This is a genomic window from Bartonella sp. M0192 (assembly GCF_016102305.1).
In the GTDB taxonomy this organism is placed as follows: Bacteria; Pseudomonadota; Alphaproteobacteria; order Rhizobiales; family Rhizobiaceae; genus Bartonella; species Bartonella apihabitans.
The window spans coordinates 280388-297723 of record NZ_JACFOU010000001.1; the positions used below are offsets into that span (position 1 = coordinate 280388).

A 17336-nucleotide genomic window follows, 5' to 3' on the forward strand; every position below is an offset into this window, starting at 1 on the left:
ATCAAAAAATGAAGAGGCCGGACATTAACGGCCTCTATCAAGAACTCTGCTTAACGACTCAGTATAACAGATTGACCGTTTACTGTATTGCCCTCGAACCGGCTTGGACCAGCTGAATAAAGCGTGGCAACCGAACTTCCAGCACCATCATAGAAATTCAGTTGCTTGCCGCTCACTGCCCATGAAGCAACTTTCGAGAAGGCTTCAGGACAATGCAACGGACCGGCACGATAGCCTTGACCATATTTTGTTTGCGGTGTTGCAATCTGGCAATTCAACCCGCCAACCGAGGCTTTCCATACGCCGGCAATTGCTCCCGGCGTTAAATCCGAAGCGTTTGCAGGTGGTTGAAGACTAGCTACATCGGTTTGCGACTGCGGGGCACTGCTACTTACGCTATTATTGGGCGCAGAGGGAAAATTATCCGGCGGTGGCAACTCTGATTGGCTGACCCCACCCGAACTTGCCGGACCCGGCATAACCACTTGCGGTGGCTCACCGCCGCCATTGTTGCCGAATCGTGAATTCGCACAACCGGCAAGCATTGTTGCCATAACTGTCAATACCAGAAGTGAATTCCTCGAGACTGTCATATTCCTACTTTCTTCATCGTTAGACTGCGCAGTAAAAATCCGTACAAACGGAAGGCACGATGGTTAAATTTTATTTAAAGACTATACATAGCAAAAAAGTGTCAGAAAAAAAGAAAAACCTCGGGAGTTCTTCATCATCCACAAAGAAACCGGACAATGAACGAGACTTTGTTACGACCAGAAAAAATAATATTATTAATGGATTTTTTATAACATATTGTTTTTATTAATATTTTTTAAAACCGATCTATTCCGCAATGCTGTTTACCTTAAATCGAGAAATTATCAGAAAGTGCAATAAAATATGACCGGAAACCGGCTTTGAACAACGGGAACCGCAATCATTTACAAAATCCGGACAATATTTTTAACATTTCCGGGTTTTATATATCTCTGGTCTATTCCGACTGTTTAAGCTACTTGTGCTGGAATTTTTTTAAAGTTTCAGTCATATTATCGCAATAAAGATCAGGTAGATGGCAAAATATGATCCCTTTTGAAAAAATGAATGGTCTCGGCAATGAAATAATTGTTGCCGATATGCGCGAGGCCAAAACCGATATAACACCAAAAGCTGCTATCGCTCTGGCAAAAAAAAGCGATACGGCGTTCGACCAGATAATGGCGGTCCACAAGCCGACAAAATCCGGTAGTGATTACCACATTGTCATATGGAACTCGGATGGATCCAAGGCTCAGGCCTGTGGAAACGGTACACGTTGCGTCGTTGAATGGCTCTATAAACAAAATCTGGGCGATAATTTCAAACTGGATACAGCTGCCGGTATAGTCAGAGCAAAGCGTCGTGAAAACGGTTTGGTGTCGGTCGATATGGGGATTCCGCATCTTGAGTGGCAAGAAATACCTGTGTCACATGCTATTGCCGACACCAATCATGCCGATATTGGTCGCGGGCCGCTTCGTGATGCCTCGCTGGTTTCCATGGGAAATCCGCACGCAATTTTCTTCGTTGGCGATGATATTCAGAAAATAGCACTTGATAAATATGGTCCCGAACTTGAACATGACCCGTTTTTTCCCGAACGTTGCAATATTTCGATTGCCCATGTCACATCGCCCACTTCTTTAACTTTGCGGACATGGGAAAGAGGAGCAGGCCTTACACGTGCTTGTGGTACGGCTTCCTGTGCAGCAACTGTTGCCGCATCAAGACGTTCGCTTACAAAACGGCATGTGACTGTAACTCTACCGGGTGGAAAACTCGACATTTTATGGGATAAAGACAACCATATCATCATGACGGGACCAACGGAATTCGAGTTTAGCGGTGAGTTCGATCCGGTTTCGGGTGAACATCAAAGGATTTCGTAATGGCAACTGAAATTGTCACCTTCGGCTGTCGGCTTAATGCATTTGAATCGGAGGTTATGCGCAAAGAAAGTGCTGCAGCCGGCCTTGATAAATTGGAAAACGGCGCTGTCATCTTCAACACATGTGCTGTCACGGCCGAAGCCGTCCGTCAGGCAAAACAGGCAATTCGCAAAGCAAGGCGCGAAAATCCACTTGCACGTATCATTGTGACAGGCTGTGCAGCCCAAACTCTGGGGCAGGATTTTGCCGATATGGATGAAGTTGATCTGGTTTTGGGAAATGAAGAAAAACTGCATGCCCATTCCTATCGTCAACTTCCGGATTTTGGTGTCAACAATTACGAAAAACTCAAAGTTAACGACATCATGGACGTGAAAGAAAACGCTCCCCATATGGTTGACTCGATCGAAGGTCATTCGCGGGCTTTCGTGCAAGTGCAAAACGGCTGCGACCATCGCTGCACATTCTGCATTATTCCTTATGGAAGGGGGCCGTCACGCTCCGTTCCAATGGGTGCGGTTGTCGAACAGATAAAACGCCTTAACGGAAACGGCTATCAGGAAGTTGTCCTTACCGGTGTTGATCTTACGAGCTATGGACCTGATCTTCCCGGAAAGGCAACGCTTGGAAAACTTGTCGGTTCGATTTTGAGAAACGTTCCCGATCTTGCGCGTTTGCGCCTCTCTTCAATAGACTCGGTAGAAGTCGATGATGAATTGATGGAATTACTGGCTTATGAACCACGGTTGATGCCACATTTGCACCTTTCACTTCAGGCTGGCGACAATATGATTTTGAAACGCATGAAGCGGCGCCATTTACGCGATCAATCTATCCGGTTTTGCAATGATTTACGCGACAAGCGTCCCGAAATGGTTTATGGCGCCGATCTTATTGCCGGTTTTCCGACAGAAACCGATGAGATGTTCCAAAACACATTGGCGCTTGTTGATGATTGTCAACTGACCCATCTTCATGTCTTTCCCTATAGCCCGCGGGAAGGCACACCGGCTGCCCGTATGCCACAGGTTGATCGCCACATTGTCAAACTGAGAGCGGAAAAACTGCGGCAAAAGGGGCAAAAAGCCTATAAGAAGCATCTCGAGCATTTACAAAACACCGAACACATGATTCTTGTCGAACATGATGGAATCGGCCGCACGGAAGATTTCACACTGACTAAAATCGACGGTGCAATTGCCGGAACCATCGTTAAAGGCCATATTGTCGGCCAGGATGGCGACAAGCTTATTGCCAAGCTCACCGAACGTAACGCTGCCTGACCGGGGATTTTTATGGCTAAAGGTTTATTTAAAAAAGTTTTTTCTTTTGGCTCGAACCCGAAAACGGATTCTGAACCCGAAGGGACAAAAGACACGGCAACGCCCGCTTTGTCACCTTTTGAAGCCTATAAGGCAGCTCAGGCAAAAGAACAAAACAAAACCGCTAGCACTGAAAAGCCTTTCGAAACGAAAGAAGAGCGGCCACACACTCCGTCGGAAAATCAAAAACCGGCTTTAACCGAAAAGAAAAAGGAAGAAAATCAACCGGCAAAAAAACCGACAGTTCCGGAAGCGGAATTTGTCGGTTCACAAACTGTAGAGACAGCGGAGACTCCAAGTAACCACGCGAGTGAAAAAACCATAACAATTACCGACAAGGTAACGAGGAACGAAAACAAGGTCATCAAACCGGATTTGCCGCTCCATGAACCAAAAAAAATGTCATGGTTTGAACGGTTGAAAACCGGTTTGGCCCGTTCATCGCGCCAACTTGGTGATTCGATCAGTTCCATTTTTACTAAGCGCAAGCTTGATGAAGCGACATTGCAAGATCTGGAAGATGTGCTCATTCAGGCCGATCTTGGTCTTGAAACCGCTATCCGCATTACGGATACCCTAGCATCAAGCCGCTATGGCAAGGATATATCAACCGACGAAGTACGCACGATCATGAGTGACGAGATCAAGAAAGTACTTGAACCGGTTGCCCGCCCGCTTGAACTCGACTTGAGTCACAAACCGCATGTCATATTGGTTGTCGGTGTGAACGGAACCGGAAAAACCACAACAATCGGAAAATTGGCGGCCAAACTTACCGCCGGCGGATTAAAGGTGATGCTGGCCGCTGGCGATACTTTTCGTGCTGCTGCTATCGAACAGCTCCATATTTGGGGAGACAGGGTCAATGCACCGGTTGTTTCGACAAAACTTGGTGCCGATGCAGCAAGCCTTGCCTATGATGCTTATGAAAAAGCCAAAGCTGCCGGAAGTGATGTTCTTATCATTGACACGGCAGGACGATTGCAGAATAAAACCGAACTTATGGACGAGCTTGCCAAAATTGTGCGTGTTTTAAGCAAGCATGATCCGGATGCCCCACACACTGTTTTGCAAACACTTGATGCTACAACCGGCCAGAATGCACTCAATCAAGTGGAAATATTCCGCAACATTGCCGGCGTAAATGGCCTTGTCATGACAAAGCTTGATGGAACAGCGCGCGGTGGTATTCTCGTTGCAATTGCAGCAAAATACAAATTGCCGGTATATTTTATCGGGGTAGGAGAGGGTATTGATGACCTCGAGCCCTTTGCAGCTTCGGATTTTGCCGAAGCAATAGCAGGAAAACACGAATGACCAATTCACTTTTTGAACCCGATCCCGAAGATACCAAAGCGGTAAAAGAGCTCCATATGTCACCGGCGCTCAAACTCATTCTGGAAATGGGGCCGTTGGTGGTGTTTTTCTTTGCCAATTACAAGGGCGAATGGCTTATCAAACATGTTGGTCTGTTTCAGGGATTTGAAAAACCGATTTTTCCTGCCACAGCAATTTTCATGGTTGCCATTGTTATTGCACTCGTGGCCTCCTGGATTATTGCACGAAAACTCCCGATTATGCCGCTTATCTCGGGCGTATTCGTATTGATTTTCGGAGCTTTAACGCTTTGGCTTCATAATGATACCTTCATCAAGATGAAGCCGACAATTATCAACACACTCTTCGGTCTTATCCTTTTCGGTGGTCTCGCTTTCAATAAATCGCTTCTCGGCTATGTACTTGATTCTGCCTTTCAACTTGATGATGAAGGTTGGAAAATTCTAACACGCCGCTGGGCATGGTTTTTTATTTTTCTTGCTGTGTTGAACGAATTGGTATGGCGTAATTTCAGCAATGATTTCTGGACGACATTCAAGGTCTTCGGTGTCATGCCGATCACCATTATCTTTATGATTGCACAAATGCCGATTGTCATGAAACATGCAACCTCGCCGATAGGTGTGAAACAGACAAAGCTCGACGAATAAGTCGAGAATTTTAAAACCGATGGGATTGAAACAATGGAAATTACACAGTTCATCTGCCGCAGTGATAATTTCGGAGTGCTGCTTCATGACGAGGCAAGCGGGCTAACTGCGGCGATTGATGCGCCGGACGCAAAGACAATCCGTGAAAAGCTTGACCAAAAAGGTTATAAGCTTGATGTTCTTTTCATTACCCATCATCACATGGACCACATCGAGGGAATTGCAGCCCTTAAAGCCGTTTATGGCACGAAAATCATTGGTCCGGAGCGAGAAGCCAACAAAATTGGTGGGCTTGATGAAGCGGTGAATGAAAAATCGGGCTGTAAATTCGCAAAATTCGATGTCAAAGTGCTTGAAACCCCCGGTCATACGCTTGGATCCGTCTGCTATTATTTTCCTGAAGACAAACTGGTTTTTACCGGTGATACATTGTTTTCTCTGGGCTGCGGAAGACTGTTTGAAGGATCAGCCGAGATGATGTTTTCGTCGCTTGAAAAGCTCAAAGCTCTTCCTGACGATACAAAGCTTTATTGTGGCCATGAATATACCAAAGAAAATGCGCGGTTTGCACGCTCGGTCGATCCTGACAATATCGCGCTTATCAATCGCGCTGCTGCTGTTGACCGGCTCATAGCAGTCGGGGAAACCTCGCTTCCGAGCTCGATCAAAGCCGAAAAAGCCGCAAATCCCTTTTTGCGCTGTAATGACCCAGATATACGCCGCACATTAAAAATGCAAAATGCTTCGGATGTCGCTGTTTTTGCCGAATTGAGAAAACGCAAGGATCATTTCTGAATGTTTATCAAGCGATTTGTCATTGCCCTTTGTTTGATTGTTTTTCCGATCGCCGCTTTTGGCGAAGATGCCTCAAAACAGGATAATAAGCAGAACGAGTTCTATCTTTCACCAACAGGCAATCCCAAAATTGTTGCCGAATATCCTCTGAATGAGGAGTTTCTGGTGAAAATGGAAAATGTACAAAAAGAACTGTCCGATGCATCCATCAAGCTTTCTCAATCCGAAACCGGTAATGACGCGAGCGTTGATGGTCTTGTCAAAACGATTTCCAAAAATGAACGCATAATGAACATTTTGAAAAAAAATACACTTGAACCGAAAGATTACGTCCTTGGTTATCTGGCCCTGCAAGCCTCTCTTGCAGCAGCTTCGTCTCTGGACGATCAGGATGCACTTTTTGATGATAGTGCAACAGTTTCAAAAGAGAATCTTGAATTCGGAAAACAATTTGCCGACCGTATCCGCAAGCTGCTTTATCAATAAATTCGTTTTAAAAACAACTAGTTAAGTAGTCTTCCGATAAAATACCATGTGCTTTGCGGCATCATCGGATAAAGAAAAGATGTGGTTAAGGTCTCGTCACACTTCGACGAGTAAACGGATCCGCCGAGCAAAATAGCGAAAGGCGGAGTCATCTTCCGCTATTTTCTCATGAATATTCGGTTTCAATCAAAACAACGTCCTTGGTGAAACTATAATAAAGTTTCTGACAAGACAAAGTCTTCAGAAAATATCTCGGAATACCTGTACTCAAGAAGAGAAATGCCTGGGTTGTTTAATAGAAAAGCCCGTTTTGCAAATATATTTTATGGAAAAACATTCCGTTTTTTACCGAAGAAGCGTTCTAACAATACAACGCAAAGTCTTTTATCGGATTCTGTTAGAGAACCCGAAGTAAAGCCGGTTTATTCATAAGTTCTGAAATTTTATTCAGTTCTGAAACTCTCGAAATTTCTAGTTTTGTAAACGCCGGCAAATATCGTCGAGCTGTTCCAGAGAAGAATAATGAATTTTTACATCCCCACCTTTTTTCCCGTGTTTGATGGCGACTTTCATACCGATAACATCGGCAAGAAGTTTTTCCAGTGACTTGGTATCGGCATCTTTTTCGGTTGGTGTGCGTCTTTTTGATTTCGCACTTGATTGTCCATTTGCCAGAGCTTCAGCCTGACGAACAGACAAACCATCACGAATAATTTTCTCCGCAAGAGCCAAAGGGTCTTCAACTGTTATCAGGCAACGGGCATGACCGGCCGACAATTGCCCCTCATTGATGAATTGCTGAACTTTAGCAGGTAATTTTAATAGTCGGAGTGTATTGGCAACGTGGCTGCGGCTTTTTCCAATCACCTGAGCGAGGTCAGCCTGCGTATAATCATGCTCGTCAATGAGTTGTTGGTAACCCATTCCTTCTTCCAGAGGATTAAGATCGCTTCTTTGAACATTTTCAATAATGGCAAGTTCCAAAGCGGTACGATCGTCAACATCGCGGATAATGACCGGTATTTCGGTGAGGTTAGCACGCTGTGCAGCACGCCAACGACGTTCCCCTGCAATCAATTCGAAGCGATTCGGATGGTCGGGTGAAGGACGAACGACGACCGGCTGCACAACTCCATGCTCACGAATAGACTGGGCAAGATCATCAAGCTCGGTTTCCGTAAAATTACGTCTGGGATTTTGCGGATTACGAGAAATAAATTCAATAGGCACCTGCCGTTCCGACGAGGTATTCGGAGCCGCGAGCGGCTTATCAAGACCAAGATCAATATCGCCAATAAGAGCAGCAAGACCACGTCCAAGCCGTTTTTTCGATTGATCGTCACTCATATCTATTTCCTCGTTTTTTCTAATTTTATTTCTTAAGCTGCACGTAATTGGCGTTCGCGTTGAATAACTTCCGAAGCAAGTTGCAAATAGGCCTGACTGCCGGCACATTTCAAATCGTAAAGAAGAGCCGGTTTACCGAATGACGGCGCTTCCGATACACGAACATTGCGCGGTATGACGGTTTGATAAACTTTGTCACCCATAAAGGATCGCACATCCTCTACAACCTGATTGGAAAGATTATTACGGCCATCATACATGGTAAGCACAATACCTTGTATTTCCAACGAAGGATTGAGGGAGCCACGAACCTGTTTTACTGTTTCCAACAGTTGACTTAGTCCTTCAAGAGCCAGAAACTCGCATTGCAAAGGTACGAGAACAGAATTGGCTGCCCCCATAGCATTGAGCGTCAAAAGATTGAGAGAAGGGGGGCAATCAATCAATATATATGAAAATTTCTCGGTTACTCTCGGATTTTTTCGTAAGGCATTTTGTAGCCTCTGAATACGGTCATTTGCCGGTGCAATTTCCATTTCTATTCCAAGAAGATCAAGGGTCGAGGGGACGACATAAAGATTGGGAACTTCCGTTTCCAATGCCGCGTCATTAACCGATGTGCCCGAAACAATAACATCATAGGAAGAAAGGAGACGTTGATCACGATCAATCCCGAGACCTGTGCTGGCATTTCCCTGAGGATCAATATCCATCACCAGAACAGTTTCTCCAATTGCCGCAAGTGCTGTAGCGAGGTTAATGGCTGTCGTTGTTTTACCAACTCCACCTTTCTGATTTGCAATGGCGATAATGCGTGTTTCGCTCATTTTTCTCACCCCTTACGTGGATTGATCTTGCTAATTTCAAGAATAACGGATTGACGATCAATTTTACTTTGATGAATTACTGAATTGAATGTCCAGTTTTGTTCGGCTTCGGTCATTTCTTTTTTATAATCACGCCCCTTCTGGAATAGGGCGGTTGCACCTTGTTCAAACCATGGAAGCGTTAGTTCAAAGAGCTTCCCGAGCGATGCCAAAGCGCGTGACGTGATAATTTCCGGTTTTTTAATATGAATGTAACTGGTTTCAATGCGACATGTATGAACTGTGGCAGGCAAATTGAATTCAGCACTGACACTTCTTAAAAATGCCGCCTTTTTGCTGTTACTTTCGACGAGATCAATGTGAAAACCGCTTTTTTCTTTCAAGAGAATCGCCGTTACAATTCCGGGAAAGCCACCACCCGAACCAATGTCGCACCAGTTTTTTGCATCTGGTTGAAGTGCGGCTATTTGTGCACTATCCAATATATGTCTGGTCCAGAGCTCTGGCAAAGTAGTATTCGCAATCAAATTGATATGCGATTGCCACTTTTTGACAGCTTCCTCGAAGGCCATCAAACTGGCCGCTGTTTCACGTGAAACAGAAGGCACGATTTCCTTCAACGTCAGATATTTTTCTTCAACCCATTCTGTCATCAGGCGCTTCTCCTGTTTTCGCGGTTCAAGCGCTGGATATGGGTAATGATGAGGGACAAAGCTGCCGGAGTCATTCCGTCAATTTTTTGAGCTTCTGCGATGGATTGCGGTGCGCGCTGACGAATTTTTCCTTTAAGTTCATTGGAAAGACCTGAAATCACGTCAATATCGAGTTCCGCCGGAATGCGCAGCCGTTCATCCCGTCGAAGATTGGCAATATCCTGAGCTTGTCGATCAAGATAAACTGCGTATTGAGCCTCTATTTCCAATGTTTCCGCCGTTTTTTTATCAATATCGCCAAGAATAGGCCAAACATCGCTTAAACGAGACAGTGACATTTCCGGATAAGCCAGCAAATCATAAGCACTACGGCGAATTCCATCATGTTTTATCTGCAACCCTTTTTCCGTAGCCTCGTTCGGCGTGATCGCTACCGATTGACAAAGGTCACGCGCTTTAGTCAATAAGTCTTGCTTATATTGAAAATGCTGATGACGCAACGAGCCTACAATACCCCATTCCAATCCCAACGGTGTCAACCGTTCATCCGCATTATCCGCCCTTAAAGACAAGCGAAACTCTGCACGCGAGGTAAACATCCGATATGGTTCACTGACACCGCGCGTAATCAAATCATCCACCATAACACCAATATAGGCAGTTGAACGGCTGATAGTGATTTGATCTTTGCCGGAAGCTTTGTTCGCGGCGTTCAGCCCTGCAAGTAAGCCTTGTGCGCCGGCTTCTTCATAACCGGTTGTTCCGTTTATCTGACCGGCGAGAAAGAGACCTGAAAGCGCTTTCAATTCCAATGTTGCATAAAGCTGGCGCGGGTCGACAAAATCATATTCGATTGCATAACCCGGTTGCAACACCTTGGCGTGTTCCAAGCCTTCGATGGTCTTGATAAAGTCGAGCTGGACCTCTTCCGGCAATGACGTTGATATACCGTTTGGATAGACCGTATCGTTATCCAGTCCTTCCGGTTCCAGAAATATCTGATGACCGTCACGCTCTCCGAATTTGACAATTTTGTCTTCAATCGAAGGACAATATCTCGGACCTATACCTTTAATAGCGCCGGAATACATTGCCGAACGATGAATATTATCTTTTATGATCTGATGGGTTTTGTGATTCGTTCGGGTAACCGCACAGTCAATTTGTGGTTGGCGAATTGTTTCGGTTAAAAATGAAAATGGTACAGGATCGTCGTCAGCAGTCTGCTTTGGAAGATTGTCCCAATCAATTGTCTTTTTACTTAACCTTGAAGGGGTACCGGTTTTCAATCGCCCTAACCGGATACCATATTGTCCAAGCCGTTCACCAAGGAGATTGCTCGGTTCTTCGCCCATTCTCCCCGCAGGCCATGTCTTTTCGCCAATATGTATAAGCCCACGCAAAAATGTACCCGTTGTCAAGACCACAGCACCGGCTTCAAGCTGCCCATGAGCCTTACAGATAACGCCCGTTACAGCGTTATTTTTTACAATAATATCAATGACTTCGTCTTCTATGACCGTGAGATTTGGCTGTTCCGAAATCAATGTCTGCATAGCTTTTTTGTATAATTTTCGGTCTGCCTGTGTACGCGGTCCCCTAACGGCTGGTCCTTTTCTCCGGTTAAGCAAACGAAACTGGATTCCGGCTTCATCTGCTGCACGCCCCATCAGCCCGTCGAGTGCATCAATTTCTCTCACAAGATGTCCTTTTCCGAGGCCACCAATTGCGGGATTACAAGACATTGTTCCAATTGAAGCAAAATGGTGGGTAACGAGTGCGGTTTTTGCACCCGTACGAGCCGCTGCAGAAGCTGCTTCGCATCCGGCATGTCCGCCCCCAACAACAATCACATCAAATTTATCAGTCAATTTATTATCAACACCATTATTTTAATCACGTTTCACGTGAAACAATAGAAGAAACACCTTTTTCCGGAGAACTTCTAACCAATTAATAGTTCTCTAACATATGAGATGTTTCACGTGAATCATTATTTTTGAAGATTGAACATCTAATTTCCAAAATGTTTCACGTGAATCCTTATTTTACTGTTTCACGTGAATCAATTTTTCGAAAATCAAGTTCCAATTATTTTGAACGACTCATTTGCCTATGCAAAATTGCGAAAAAATCACGTCCAAAATATCTTCCACATCAATATCGCCGGTAATACGACCCAGTGAATCTGCAGCAAGTCGTAAATGTTCCGCTCTTAGAGATAAATCGCGGTCTTCATATCGAATCGCGTGATCAATTTCGGAGATCGCCGTTTTCAAAAGCATTAATTGCCTTTTGCGAGCAGTGACGACTTCTCCGACATCATATGAAAAACTCGAGCAGAAAGAAGCAATCGCTTTTACAAAAGCATCAAATCCTTCACCGGTTTTGGTCGAAAACTGGATCGGCCATTTTTCAAATGACCCCTTTGCCAAATCAACTTTATTTCCCACATGCCAAATTTCCGCGCTTGTTTCTGGAAGTTTGATTGCAACCGGATTTGACAAGTCATCAACCAGCAAGACAAGATCGGCGTCTTTTAGCCGATTATAGGCAACCTCTATACCGAGTTTTTCAACCTTGTTCTCTGTCTCTCGCAATCCGGCTGTATCGGTCAATAGAATTTGATATCCATCAATTACAATACGCGTTTCCAAAGCGTCCCGTGTTGTACCCGCCTCGTCGGTTACTATAGCAACATCAAAACCTGATAACTTATTGATAATACTAGATTTTCCTGCGTTTGGTGCACCTGCTATGACAATGTTTATACCGTCCCGCATGGAAGCTACGCGTTCACTTTTCTCGACAAATTCGGAAATTGACCGGCTTAAATTTCGTAAATTATCCCAAACAATCTCGCTCACAGAACCCGGAACATCTTCCTCATCGGAAAAATCAAGCTCCGCTTCTATCATGGCGCGGGCTTTGATAAGATCGTTTCGCCATTCTATATAAAGCGCTGCAAGTTTGCCCGTCGCTCCCATTATGGCTAGTCTTCTTTGGCTTTCGGTTTCCGCTTCGATTAAATCAGCCAGCCCTTCTGCTTCTGTCAAATCGAGCTTGCCATTGATAAACGCCCGCCTTGAAAACTCACCAGGTTCTGCCAAACGACATGAATCGAACTTCGCAAGCTCGTTCAAAAACCGGTCAACAACGGCCTTGCCGCCATGAAGATGAAATTCGGCACAATCTTCACCGGTAAAACTATGTGGTGAGGGAAAAAACACTGTTAATGCATTGTCCAGAAATTCGCCTTCTCGAGACGTAAGTTTGCCATATGTCATTAAACGCGGTGCCGGAACCTTACCGAGCAATGTCTTGACGATCGTTTTGGTCATATCTCCCGAAACGCGAATGACTGCGACCCCAGAGGGAAGTTTTCCGCTTGATAAAGCAAAAATAGTATCCACTGTTGTTATCCTCGTTCGTCAAAATGTCTTATTGAAGCTATGTCCCACATTTAGCAACGCAGAAACGCATTATAAAAAGCCGGCCAATGATCTACAAATCATTTGAAGCAGAACTTTATAACCATTTTTGACAAAAACTTCGTTCCGCTTCGCCATACCAATTATGCTACCGCAGATATATAAAAACCGCCCGAAAAATTTTCCGGACGGAAAAAGCTACATATGTATGTTTTGAAAAACACCTGTCAGACATGACCCGACGGGGAACATTCTCGATCAAGTGATCGGAGATCAGCAGTTCTCCGATCATGTATTTCCAAATCATGTATTTCCAAATCAGGTATTCCCGAATTACGTATTCCCGAATTACGTATTCATTGAGTCGAAAAATTCGGCATTGGTTTTTGTCTGCTTCAATTTATCAATCAAAAATTCGATCGCGTCGGTTGTGCCCATCGGAGCCAAAATACGACGCAAAACAAATATTTTCTGCAAATCCTGACGGGAAACCAACAAATCTTCCTTGCGGGTTCCGGATTTCAAAATATCCATTGCCGGGAAAATTCTCTTATCGGCCACTTTCCGGTCGAGCACAATTTCAGAGTTACCGGTTCCCTTGAACTCTTCGAAAATGACTTCATCCATACGGCTACCTGTATCAATCAATGCCGTAGCGATAATTGTGAGCGAACCGCCTTCTTCAATATTGCGGGCTGCACCGAAAAAGCGCTTGGGGCGCTGCAGAGCATTGGCATCAACACCGCCGGTCAATACCTTACCTGATGAAGGAACGACAGTATTATAAGCGCGACCGAGACGGGTGATCGAATCGAGAAGAATGACAACATCGCGTCCCTGTTCAACAAGGCGCTTTGCCTTTTCAATGACCATTTCAGCGACCTGAACGTGACGGGATGCCGGTTCGTCGAATGTTGAAGAAACAACTTCGCCTTTCACGGAACGCTGCATATCGGTCACTTCTTCCGGACGTTCGTCAATAAGCAACACAATCAGAAAACATTCCGGATGATTGGCCGTAATTGAATGGGCAATGTTTTGAAGAAGAACTGTCTTACCGGTTCTTGGTGGTGCAACAATCAGCGCACGTTGTCCTTTACCTAAAGGCGAGATGAGATCAATAACCCTTGCCGACATATCCTTGTTTGTCGGGTCACTCAACTCCATTTTCAACCTCTCGTTCGGATAGAGAGGTGTCAAATTATCAAAATGGATTTTGTGACGGATTTTCTCCGGATCTTCAAAATTGATCGTATTGATTTTTAATAGCGCAAAATAACGCTCGCCTTCTTTAGGACTGCGTATCGGTCCTTCGACCGTATCGCCGGTTTTTAATGAAAACCGCCGGATTTGGGAGGGTGACAGATAAATGTCATCGGGGCCCGGAAGATAATTGGCATCGGCCGAACGTAAAAATCCGAAGCCGTCCAGCAAAACTTCCAGAACACCTTCACCGATAATTTCAACATCCTGAAGGGCAAGCTTCTTCAAAATGGCAAACATCAATTCCTGTTTGCGCATTAACGAAGCATTTTCGACTTCCAGTGTTTCGGCAAAAGCTACAAGTTCAACCGGCGTTTTGCTTTTCAGCTCTTGTAGTTTCATCTGTTGAATATTCTGCATCCAATATAAACTCTTGTGATTATGGAAAAATATTTTCCTTGAAAAAGTGCCTTATTCAGAAACTTTGGAAAATAAAAAAGGAGGGTAAATTCCATCTACCCCCCTTGCCTTAAGAAATCAAGCCATTTTCACTCAGAACGGTTTTACAATGACATCAATCACAGCGATGATCATGAGCACTGTGGGCACTTCATTCAAAATCCGCCATGTCTTTTCGGAAAAGTTATTTCTATCCTCGGCAAAATGGCGAACTCCGCGGGATAACAATCCGTGATAGCCGGAAAGAATAACCACAACGAGAAGTTTCAGATGCAGCCAACCACCCTGAAGTGCATAAACTTCCCATGCCAACCAGAGTCCCGTAACCCACGATGCAATCATCGCAGGATTGATAATTGCCCGCAACAATCGTCTTTCCATAACTTTGAACGTTTCGGATTGTTTGGATCCCGCTTCTGCCTGACAATGGTAGACAAACAAACGTGGCAGATAAAACATACCGGCCATCCAGCAGATGATAGAAATCACATGAAAAGATTTAATCCATAACGTCGATTCCGGATATTTATCAGGATTCACGTGAAACAATGCCCATAAAACAACCACGACAATCAATAGCGAAACGATGGCGCGAAGCCAGATTGTCCCCGTTGTCATATGCGTTTTAGAATTCGTCATTTGTTAAAATTCCTCACCAGTTTGACCAGTCTTTCGACGTTTTTGATAGGCGTTTGTGGTGTTATTCCATGCCCCAAATTAAAAACCAAGGGTCCATTCCCGAGATTTTCCAGAATAGTCTCTATTCCTTTTTCAAGAGCAGTACCACCCGAAACCAGCCGCAATGGATCAAGATTTCCTTGTACGGGTGTTATTTCTTGTAGTTTTTTGGCAAAGGAAAGCGGTATAGACCAATCAAGTCCGATGGCCGTTACCCCTGTTTTTCGAGCAAAATTTTCGTAAAGTGCACCGGCACCTTTTGGAAAACCGATTATCGGAACTTCCGGAAAAACTTTTCTAATCCGCCGGACCATCCGGTTTATCGGATAAATAACATATTCATCAAAACTCTGTTCATCCAGAACGCCGGCCCAGGAATCAAAAATCTGTAAAACCTCAGCTCCCGATTTGACCTGATTGACAAGATAGTCAGCCGAAACATCGGCAAGAAGTTCAAGAAGAGTTTTCATTGCTTCCGGATGATTGAAGCCGAACAATCTGGCAGGGGCCTGATCCGGAGTGCCATGTCCGGCAATCATATAGGTTGCAACAGTCCATGGAGCTCCACAAAATCCGATCAGTGTTGTGTCATGAGGTAAAGCATTTTTGAGAAGAGAGAGAGTTTCAAAACTCGGGATCAGTTTTTCCTGAGCCTTTTCGACATTTAAATTTTCAATTTCGTTTACCGATAGAGGATCAAGAATTGGTCCCTTTTTTTCTTCAAAACGTAAATTCCTTCCTAAAGCATGGGGTACAACGAGTATATCCGAAAAGAGAATTGCTGCATCAAAACCGAATCGTCTGATCGGTTGCATTGTGACTTCAAAAGCAAGTTGAGGGTTATAGCAAAGATCAAGAAAGCTTCCCGCTTTTTCCCTAACTTCTCGGTATTCCGGCAGGAATCTTCCAGCTTGCCTCATCAACCAGATTGGTGGGGGAGATATTGTTTTACCACTTAGGACTTCAAGAACTTTTTTTGTCATGGCTTATGTTGGCTTTTCCAAAGGAGGGTTTCAATAAAGAAATTATTTTGAATCTTGGATTTTGATTCTTAGAGTCTGTGTTTTCTGTTAATTATTTATTAACCTTTTTTTATCCACAGAATTGGCGAGATTTTTGTAAGCCGGAAAAACCTGCTCACAGCAACCTTATATTTACCCGATTAATTTTAATTTGATACATAAAAACAGCGACTTTCTTCAAATTGTGAAATAAAAATCGTAAAGCCGTTGAAATTCCAAAACAGAAGGTTTTCCCCGTAATTCAATTGCCCGCTTTTGAATTTCCCACAATGGCTTGGCTTGTGTATAACATCATGGAGTTATCCTCACATTTTTTTGGTGTGCACAAAATGATTGTTCATTTGCACATCTATCAACAAGGGCCTGTGAATCCTGTGACAAAAGAAAAATTGGACTTTCATTTATATATGATTTCTGATGCGACCGGAGAGACTCTCCTCTCGGCAGGTCGCGCAGTGGCCTCCCAATATGTAGAAGCAAACGCTATTGAACATGTTTATCCGCTTATTCGCAATGAAGCCCAGTTGCAGGAAGTAATCGGCCAGATCAACCGTGAGCCGGGAATTGTGCTTTATACGATTGTGGATGAAAAAATCGCACATTTACTGCATTCGGCATGTGAAAAAATGGGTGTGCCTTCGGTTTCTGTTCTTGATCCGGTTTTCAAAGCATTCCATTCCTATTTGCGGTTGCCGGCAAACAGGCGCGCCAGTGCCCAGCACGAGCTTAATGCAAATTATTTCAAACGAATCGAGGCGCTCGATTACACAATGGATCATGATGACGGCCAATTGCCGGATGGCTTACAAAATGCCGATGTGATTCTTGTAGGAATTTCGAGAACGTCAAAAACGCCGACGAGTATTTATCTTGCCAATCGTGGCATCAAAACAGCCAATGTTCCACTGGTTCCGGGTGTTGAACCACCCAATCAGCTCTTTTTGTCGAAAAAACCTATGATCGTCGGTCTTATCGCTTCTGCCGACCGGATAAGTCAGGTGCGGCAAAGTCGTAACATTGGTGGCGGGCTTTCAACAGAAAGCTATATTGACCGGGCAAATATCGCGCAGGAACTCAATAATGCCAAACAGATTTGTATGCGTAACAATTGGCCGGTTATCGATGTTACACGCCGTTCTATCGAAGAAACAGCAACTGCGATTCTCGAACTTTACCTGCGCGATCATCAAATCTGAATTT

Annotated in this window: 15 protein-coding genes and 1 pseudogene; 7 read left to right on the forward strand and 9 right to left on the reverse strand. The window is 44.4% G+C overall.

Annotated elements, in window-relative coordinates:
• Nucleotides 1-50 precede the first annotated feature (50 nt).
• Nucleotides 51-593, reverse strand: coding sequence for an AprI/Inh family metalloprotease inhibitor (locus tag H3S82_RS01305; RefSeq protein ID WP_198233265.1), 543 nt, complete (start codon nt 591-593; stop codon nt 51-53).
• Nucleotides 594-1079: 486 nt separating this feature from the next.
• On the opposite strand from H3S82_RS01305, the gene dapF reads away from it, so the two are divergent.
• From dapF to H3S82_RS01335, 6 genes and pseudogenes are all read left to right on the forward strand, one after another.
• Nucleotides 1080-1925, forward strand: a complete 846-nt coding sequence (gene dapF, locus H3S82_RS01310; protein ID WP_198233264.1) for a diaminopimelate epimerase — start codon at nt 1080-1082, stop codon at nt 1923-1925.
• Nucleotides 1925-3208 (forward strand): tRNA (N(6)-L-threonylcarbamoyladenosine(37)-C(2))-methylthiotransferase MtaB, encoded by a 1284-nt coding sequence (gene mtaB / locus H3S82_RS01315; RefSeq protein WP_198233263.1) that lies wholly within the window; start codon nt 1925-1927, stop codon nt 3206-3208. Before dapF ends, mtaB begins: the two co-directional genes overlap by 1 nt.
• Nucleotides 3209-3643: 435 nt before the next feature.
• Nucleotides 3644-4564: pseudogene (ftsY, locus tag H3S82_RS01320) on the forward strand (signal recognition particle-docking protein FtsY); the annotation flags it as partial.
• Nucleotides 4561-5235, forward strand: coding sequence for a septation protein A (locus H3S82_RS01325; RefSeq protein ID WP_075869488.1), 675 nt, complete (start codon nt 4561-4563; stop codon nt 5233-5235). The pseudogene ftsY and the gene H3S82_RS01325, both read left to right, overlap by 4 nt.
• A gap of 33 nt (nt 5236-5268) precedes the next feature.
• On the forward strand, nt 5269-6030 hold the full coding sequence (gene gloB / locus H3S82_RS01330; protein WP_198233261.1) for a hydroxyacylglutathione hydrolase: 762 nt from the start codon (nt 5269-5271) through the stop codon (nt 6028-6030).
• Nucleotides 6031-6516, forward strand: coding sequence for a hypothetical protein (locus H3S82_RS01335; protein ID WP_198233260.1), 486 nt, complete (start codon nt 6031-6033; stop codon nt 6514-6516).
• Between the two features lie 471 nt (nt 6517-6987).
• Here the strand turns inward: H3S82_RS01335 and H3S82_RS01340 are convergent, their stop codons facing one another.
• The 8 genes from H3S82_RS01340 to hemE all read right to left on the reverse strand — a co-directional run bounded on the left by H3S82_RS01340 (nt 6988) and on the right by hemE (nt 16097).
• Nucleotides 6988-7863 carry a ParB/RepB/Spo0J family partition protein gene (locus tag H3S82_RS01340; RefSeq protein WP_198237089.1) on the reverse strand — a complete coding sequence of 292 codons (876 nt, stop codon included), beginning with the start codon at nt 7861-7863 and terminating at the stop codon, nt 6988-6990.
• 32 nt (nt 7864-7895) lie between these two features.
• A complete protein-coding gene (locus tag H3S82_RS01345) occupies nt 7896-8690 on the reverse strand; it encodes a ParA family protein (RefSeq protein ID WP_077973379.1) in 795 nt (264 codons plus the stop codon).
• A gap of 5 nt (nt 8691-8695) precedes the next feature.
• A complete protein-coding gene (gene rsmG, locus H3S82_RS01350; protein WP_198233412.1) occupies nt 8696-9343 on the reverse strand; it encodes a 16S rRNA (guanine(527)-N(7))-methyltransferase RsmG in 648 nt (215 codons plus the stop codon).
• Nucleotides 9343-11214, reverse strand: a complete 1872-nt coding sequence (mnmG, locus tag H3S82_RS01355; RefSeq protein WP_198233413.1) for a tRNA uridine-5-carboxymethylaminomethyl(34) synthesis enzyme MnmG — start codon at nt 11212-11214, stop codon at nt 9343-9345. Before mnmG ends, rsmG begins: the two co-directional genes overlap by 1 nt.
• Nucleotides 11215-11448: 234 nt before the next feature.
• A complete protein-coding gene (gene mnmE / locus H3S82_RS01360) occupies nt 11449-12756 on the reverse strand; it encodes a tRNA uridine-5-carboxymethylaminomethyl(34) synthesis GTPase MnmE (protein ID WP_198233414.1) in 1308 nt (435 codons plus the stop codon).
• A 366-nt stretch (nt 12757-13122) separates the two neighbouring features.
• A complete protein-coding gene (gene rho / locus H3S82_RS01365) occupies nt 13123-14388 on the reverse strand; it encodes a transcription termination factor Rho (RefSeq protein ID WP_075869915.1) in 1266 nt (421 codons plus the stop codon).
• Between the two features lie 141 nt (nt 14389-14529).
• The gene (gene hemJ, locus H3S82_RS01370; protein WP_077973383.1) at nt 14530-15075 is read right to left on the reverse strand and encodes a protoporphyrinogen oxidase HemJ; all 546 of its coding nucleotides are present in this window, start codon (nt 15073-15075) and stop codon (nt 14530-14532) included.
• On the reverse strand, nt 15072-16097 hold the full coding sequence (gene hemE / locus H3S82_RS01375) for a uroporphyrinogen decarboxylase (protein WP_198233415.1): 1026 nt from the start codon (nt 16095-16097) through the stop codon (nt 15072-15074). Before hemE ends, hemJ begins: the two co-directional genes overlap by 4 nt.
• A 413-nt stretch (nt 16098-16510) precedes the next feature.
• Here hemE and H3S82_RS01380 point away from each other — a divergent pair, with 413 nt between their 5' ends.
• Nucleotides 16511-17332, forward strand: a complete 822-nt coding sequence (locus H3S82_RS01380) for a pyruvate, water dikinase regulatory protein (protein WP_077973686.1) — start codon at nt 16511-16513, stop codon at nt 17330-17332.
• Nucleotides 17333-17336 lie beyond the last annotated feature (4 nt).

Coding starts and splice junctions, on each gene's coding strand:
- H3S82_RS01305 (WP_198233265.1), bottom strand. CDS start 593: ATGACAGTCTCGAGGAATTCACTTCTGGTATTGACAGTTATGGCAACA.
- dapF (WP_198233264.1), top strand. CDS start 1,080: ATGATCCCTTTTGAAAAAATGAATGGTCTCGGCAATGAAATAATTGTT.
- mtaB (WP_198233263.1), top strand. CDS start 1,925: ATGGCAACTGAAATTGTCACCTTCGGCTGTCGGCTTAATGCATTTGAA.
- H3S82_RS01325 (WP_075869488.1), top strand. CDS start 4,561: ATGACCAATTCACTTTTTGAACCCGATCCCGAAGATACCAAAGCGGTA.
- gloB (WP_198233261.1), top strand. CDS start 5,269: ATGGAAATTACACAGTTCATCTGCCGCAGTGATAATTTCGGAGTGCTG.
- H3S82_RS01335 (WP_198233260.1), top strand. CDS start 6,031: ATGTTTATCAAGCGATTTGTCATTGCCCTTTGTTTGATTGTTTTTCCG.
- H3S82_RS01340 (WP_198237089.1), bottom strand. CDS start 7,863: ATGAGTGACGATCAATCGAAAAAACGGCTTGGACGTGGTCTTGCTGCT.
- H3S82_RS01345 (WP_077973379.1), bottom strand. CDS start 8,690: ATGAGCGAAACACGCATTATCGCCATTGCAAATCAGAAAGGTGGAGTT.
- rsmG (WP_198233412.1), bottom strand. CDS start 9,343: ATGACAGAATGGGTTGAAGAAAAATATCTGACGTTGAAGGAAATCGTG.
- hemJ (WP_077973383.1), bottom strand. CDS start 15,075: ATGACGAATTCTAAAACGCATATGACAACGGGGACAATCTGGCTTCGC.
- hemE (WP_198233415.1), bottom strand. CDS start 16,097: ATGACAAAAAAAGTTCTTGAAGTCCTAAGTGGTAAAACAATATCTCCC.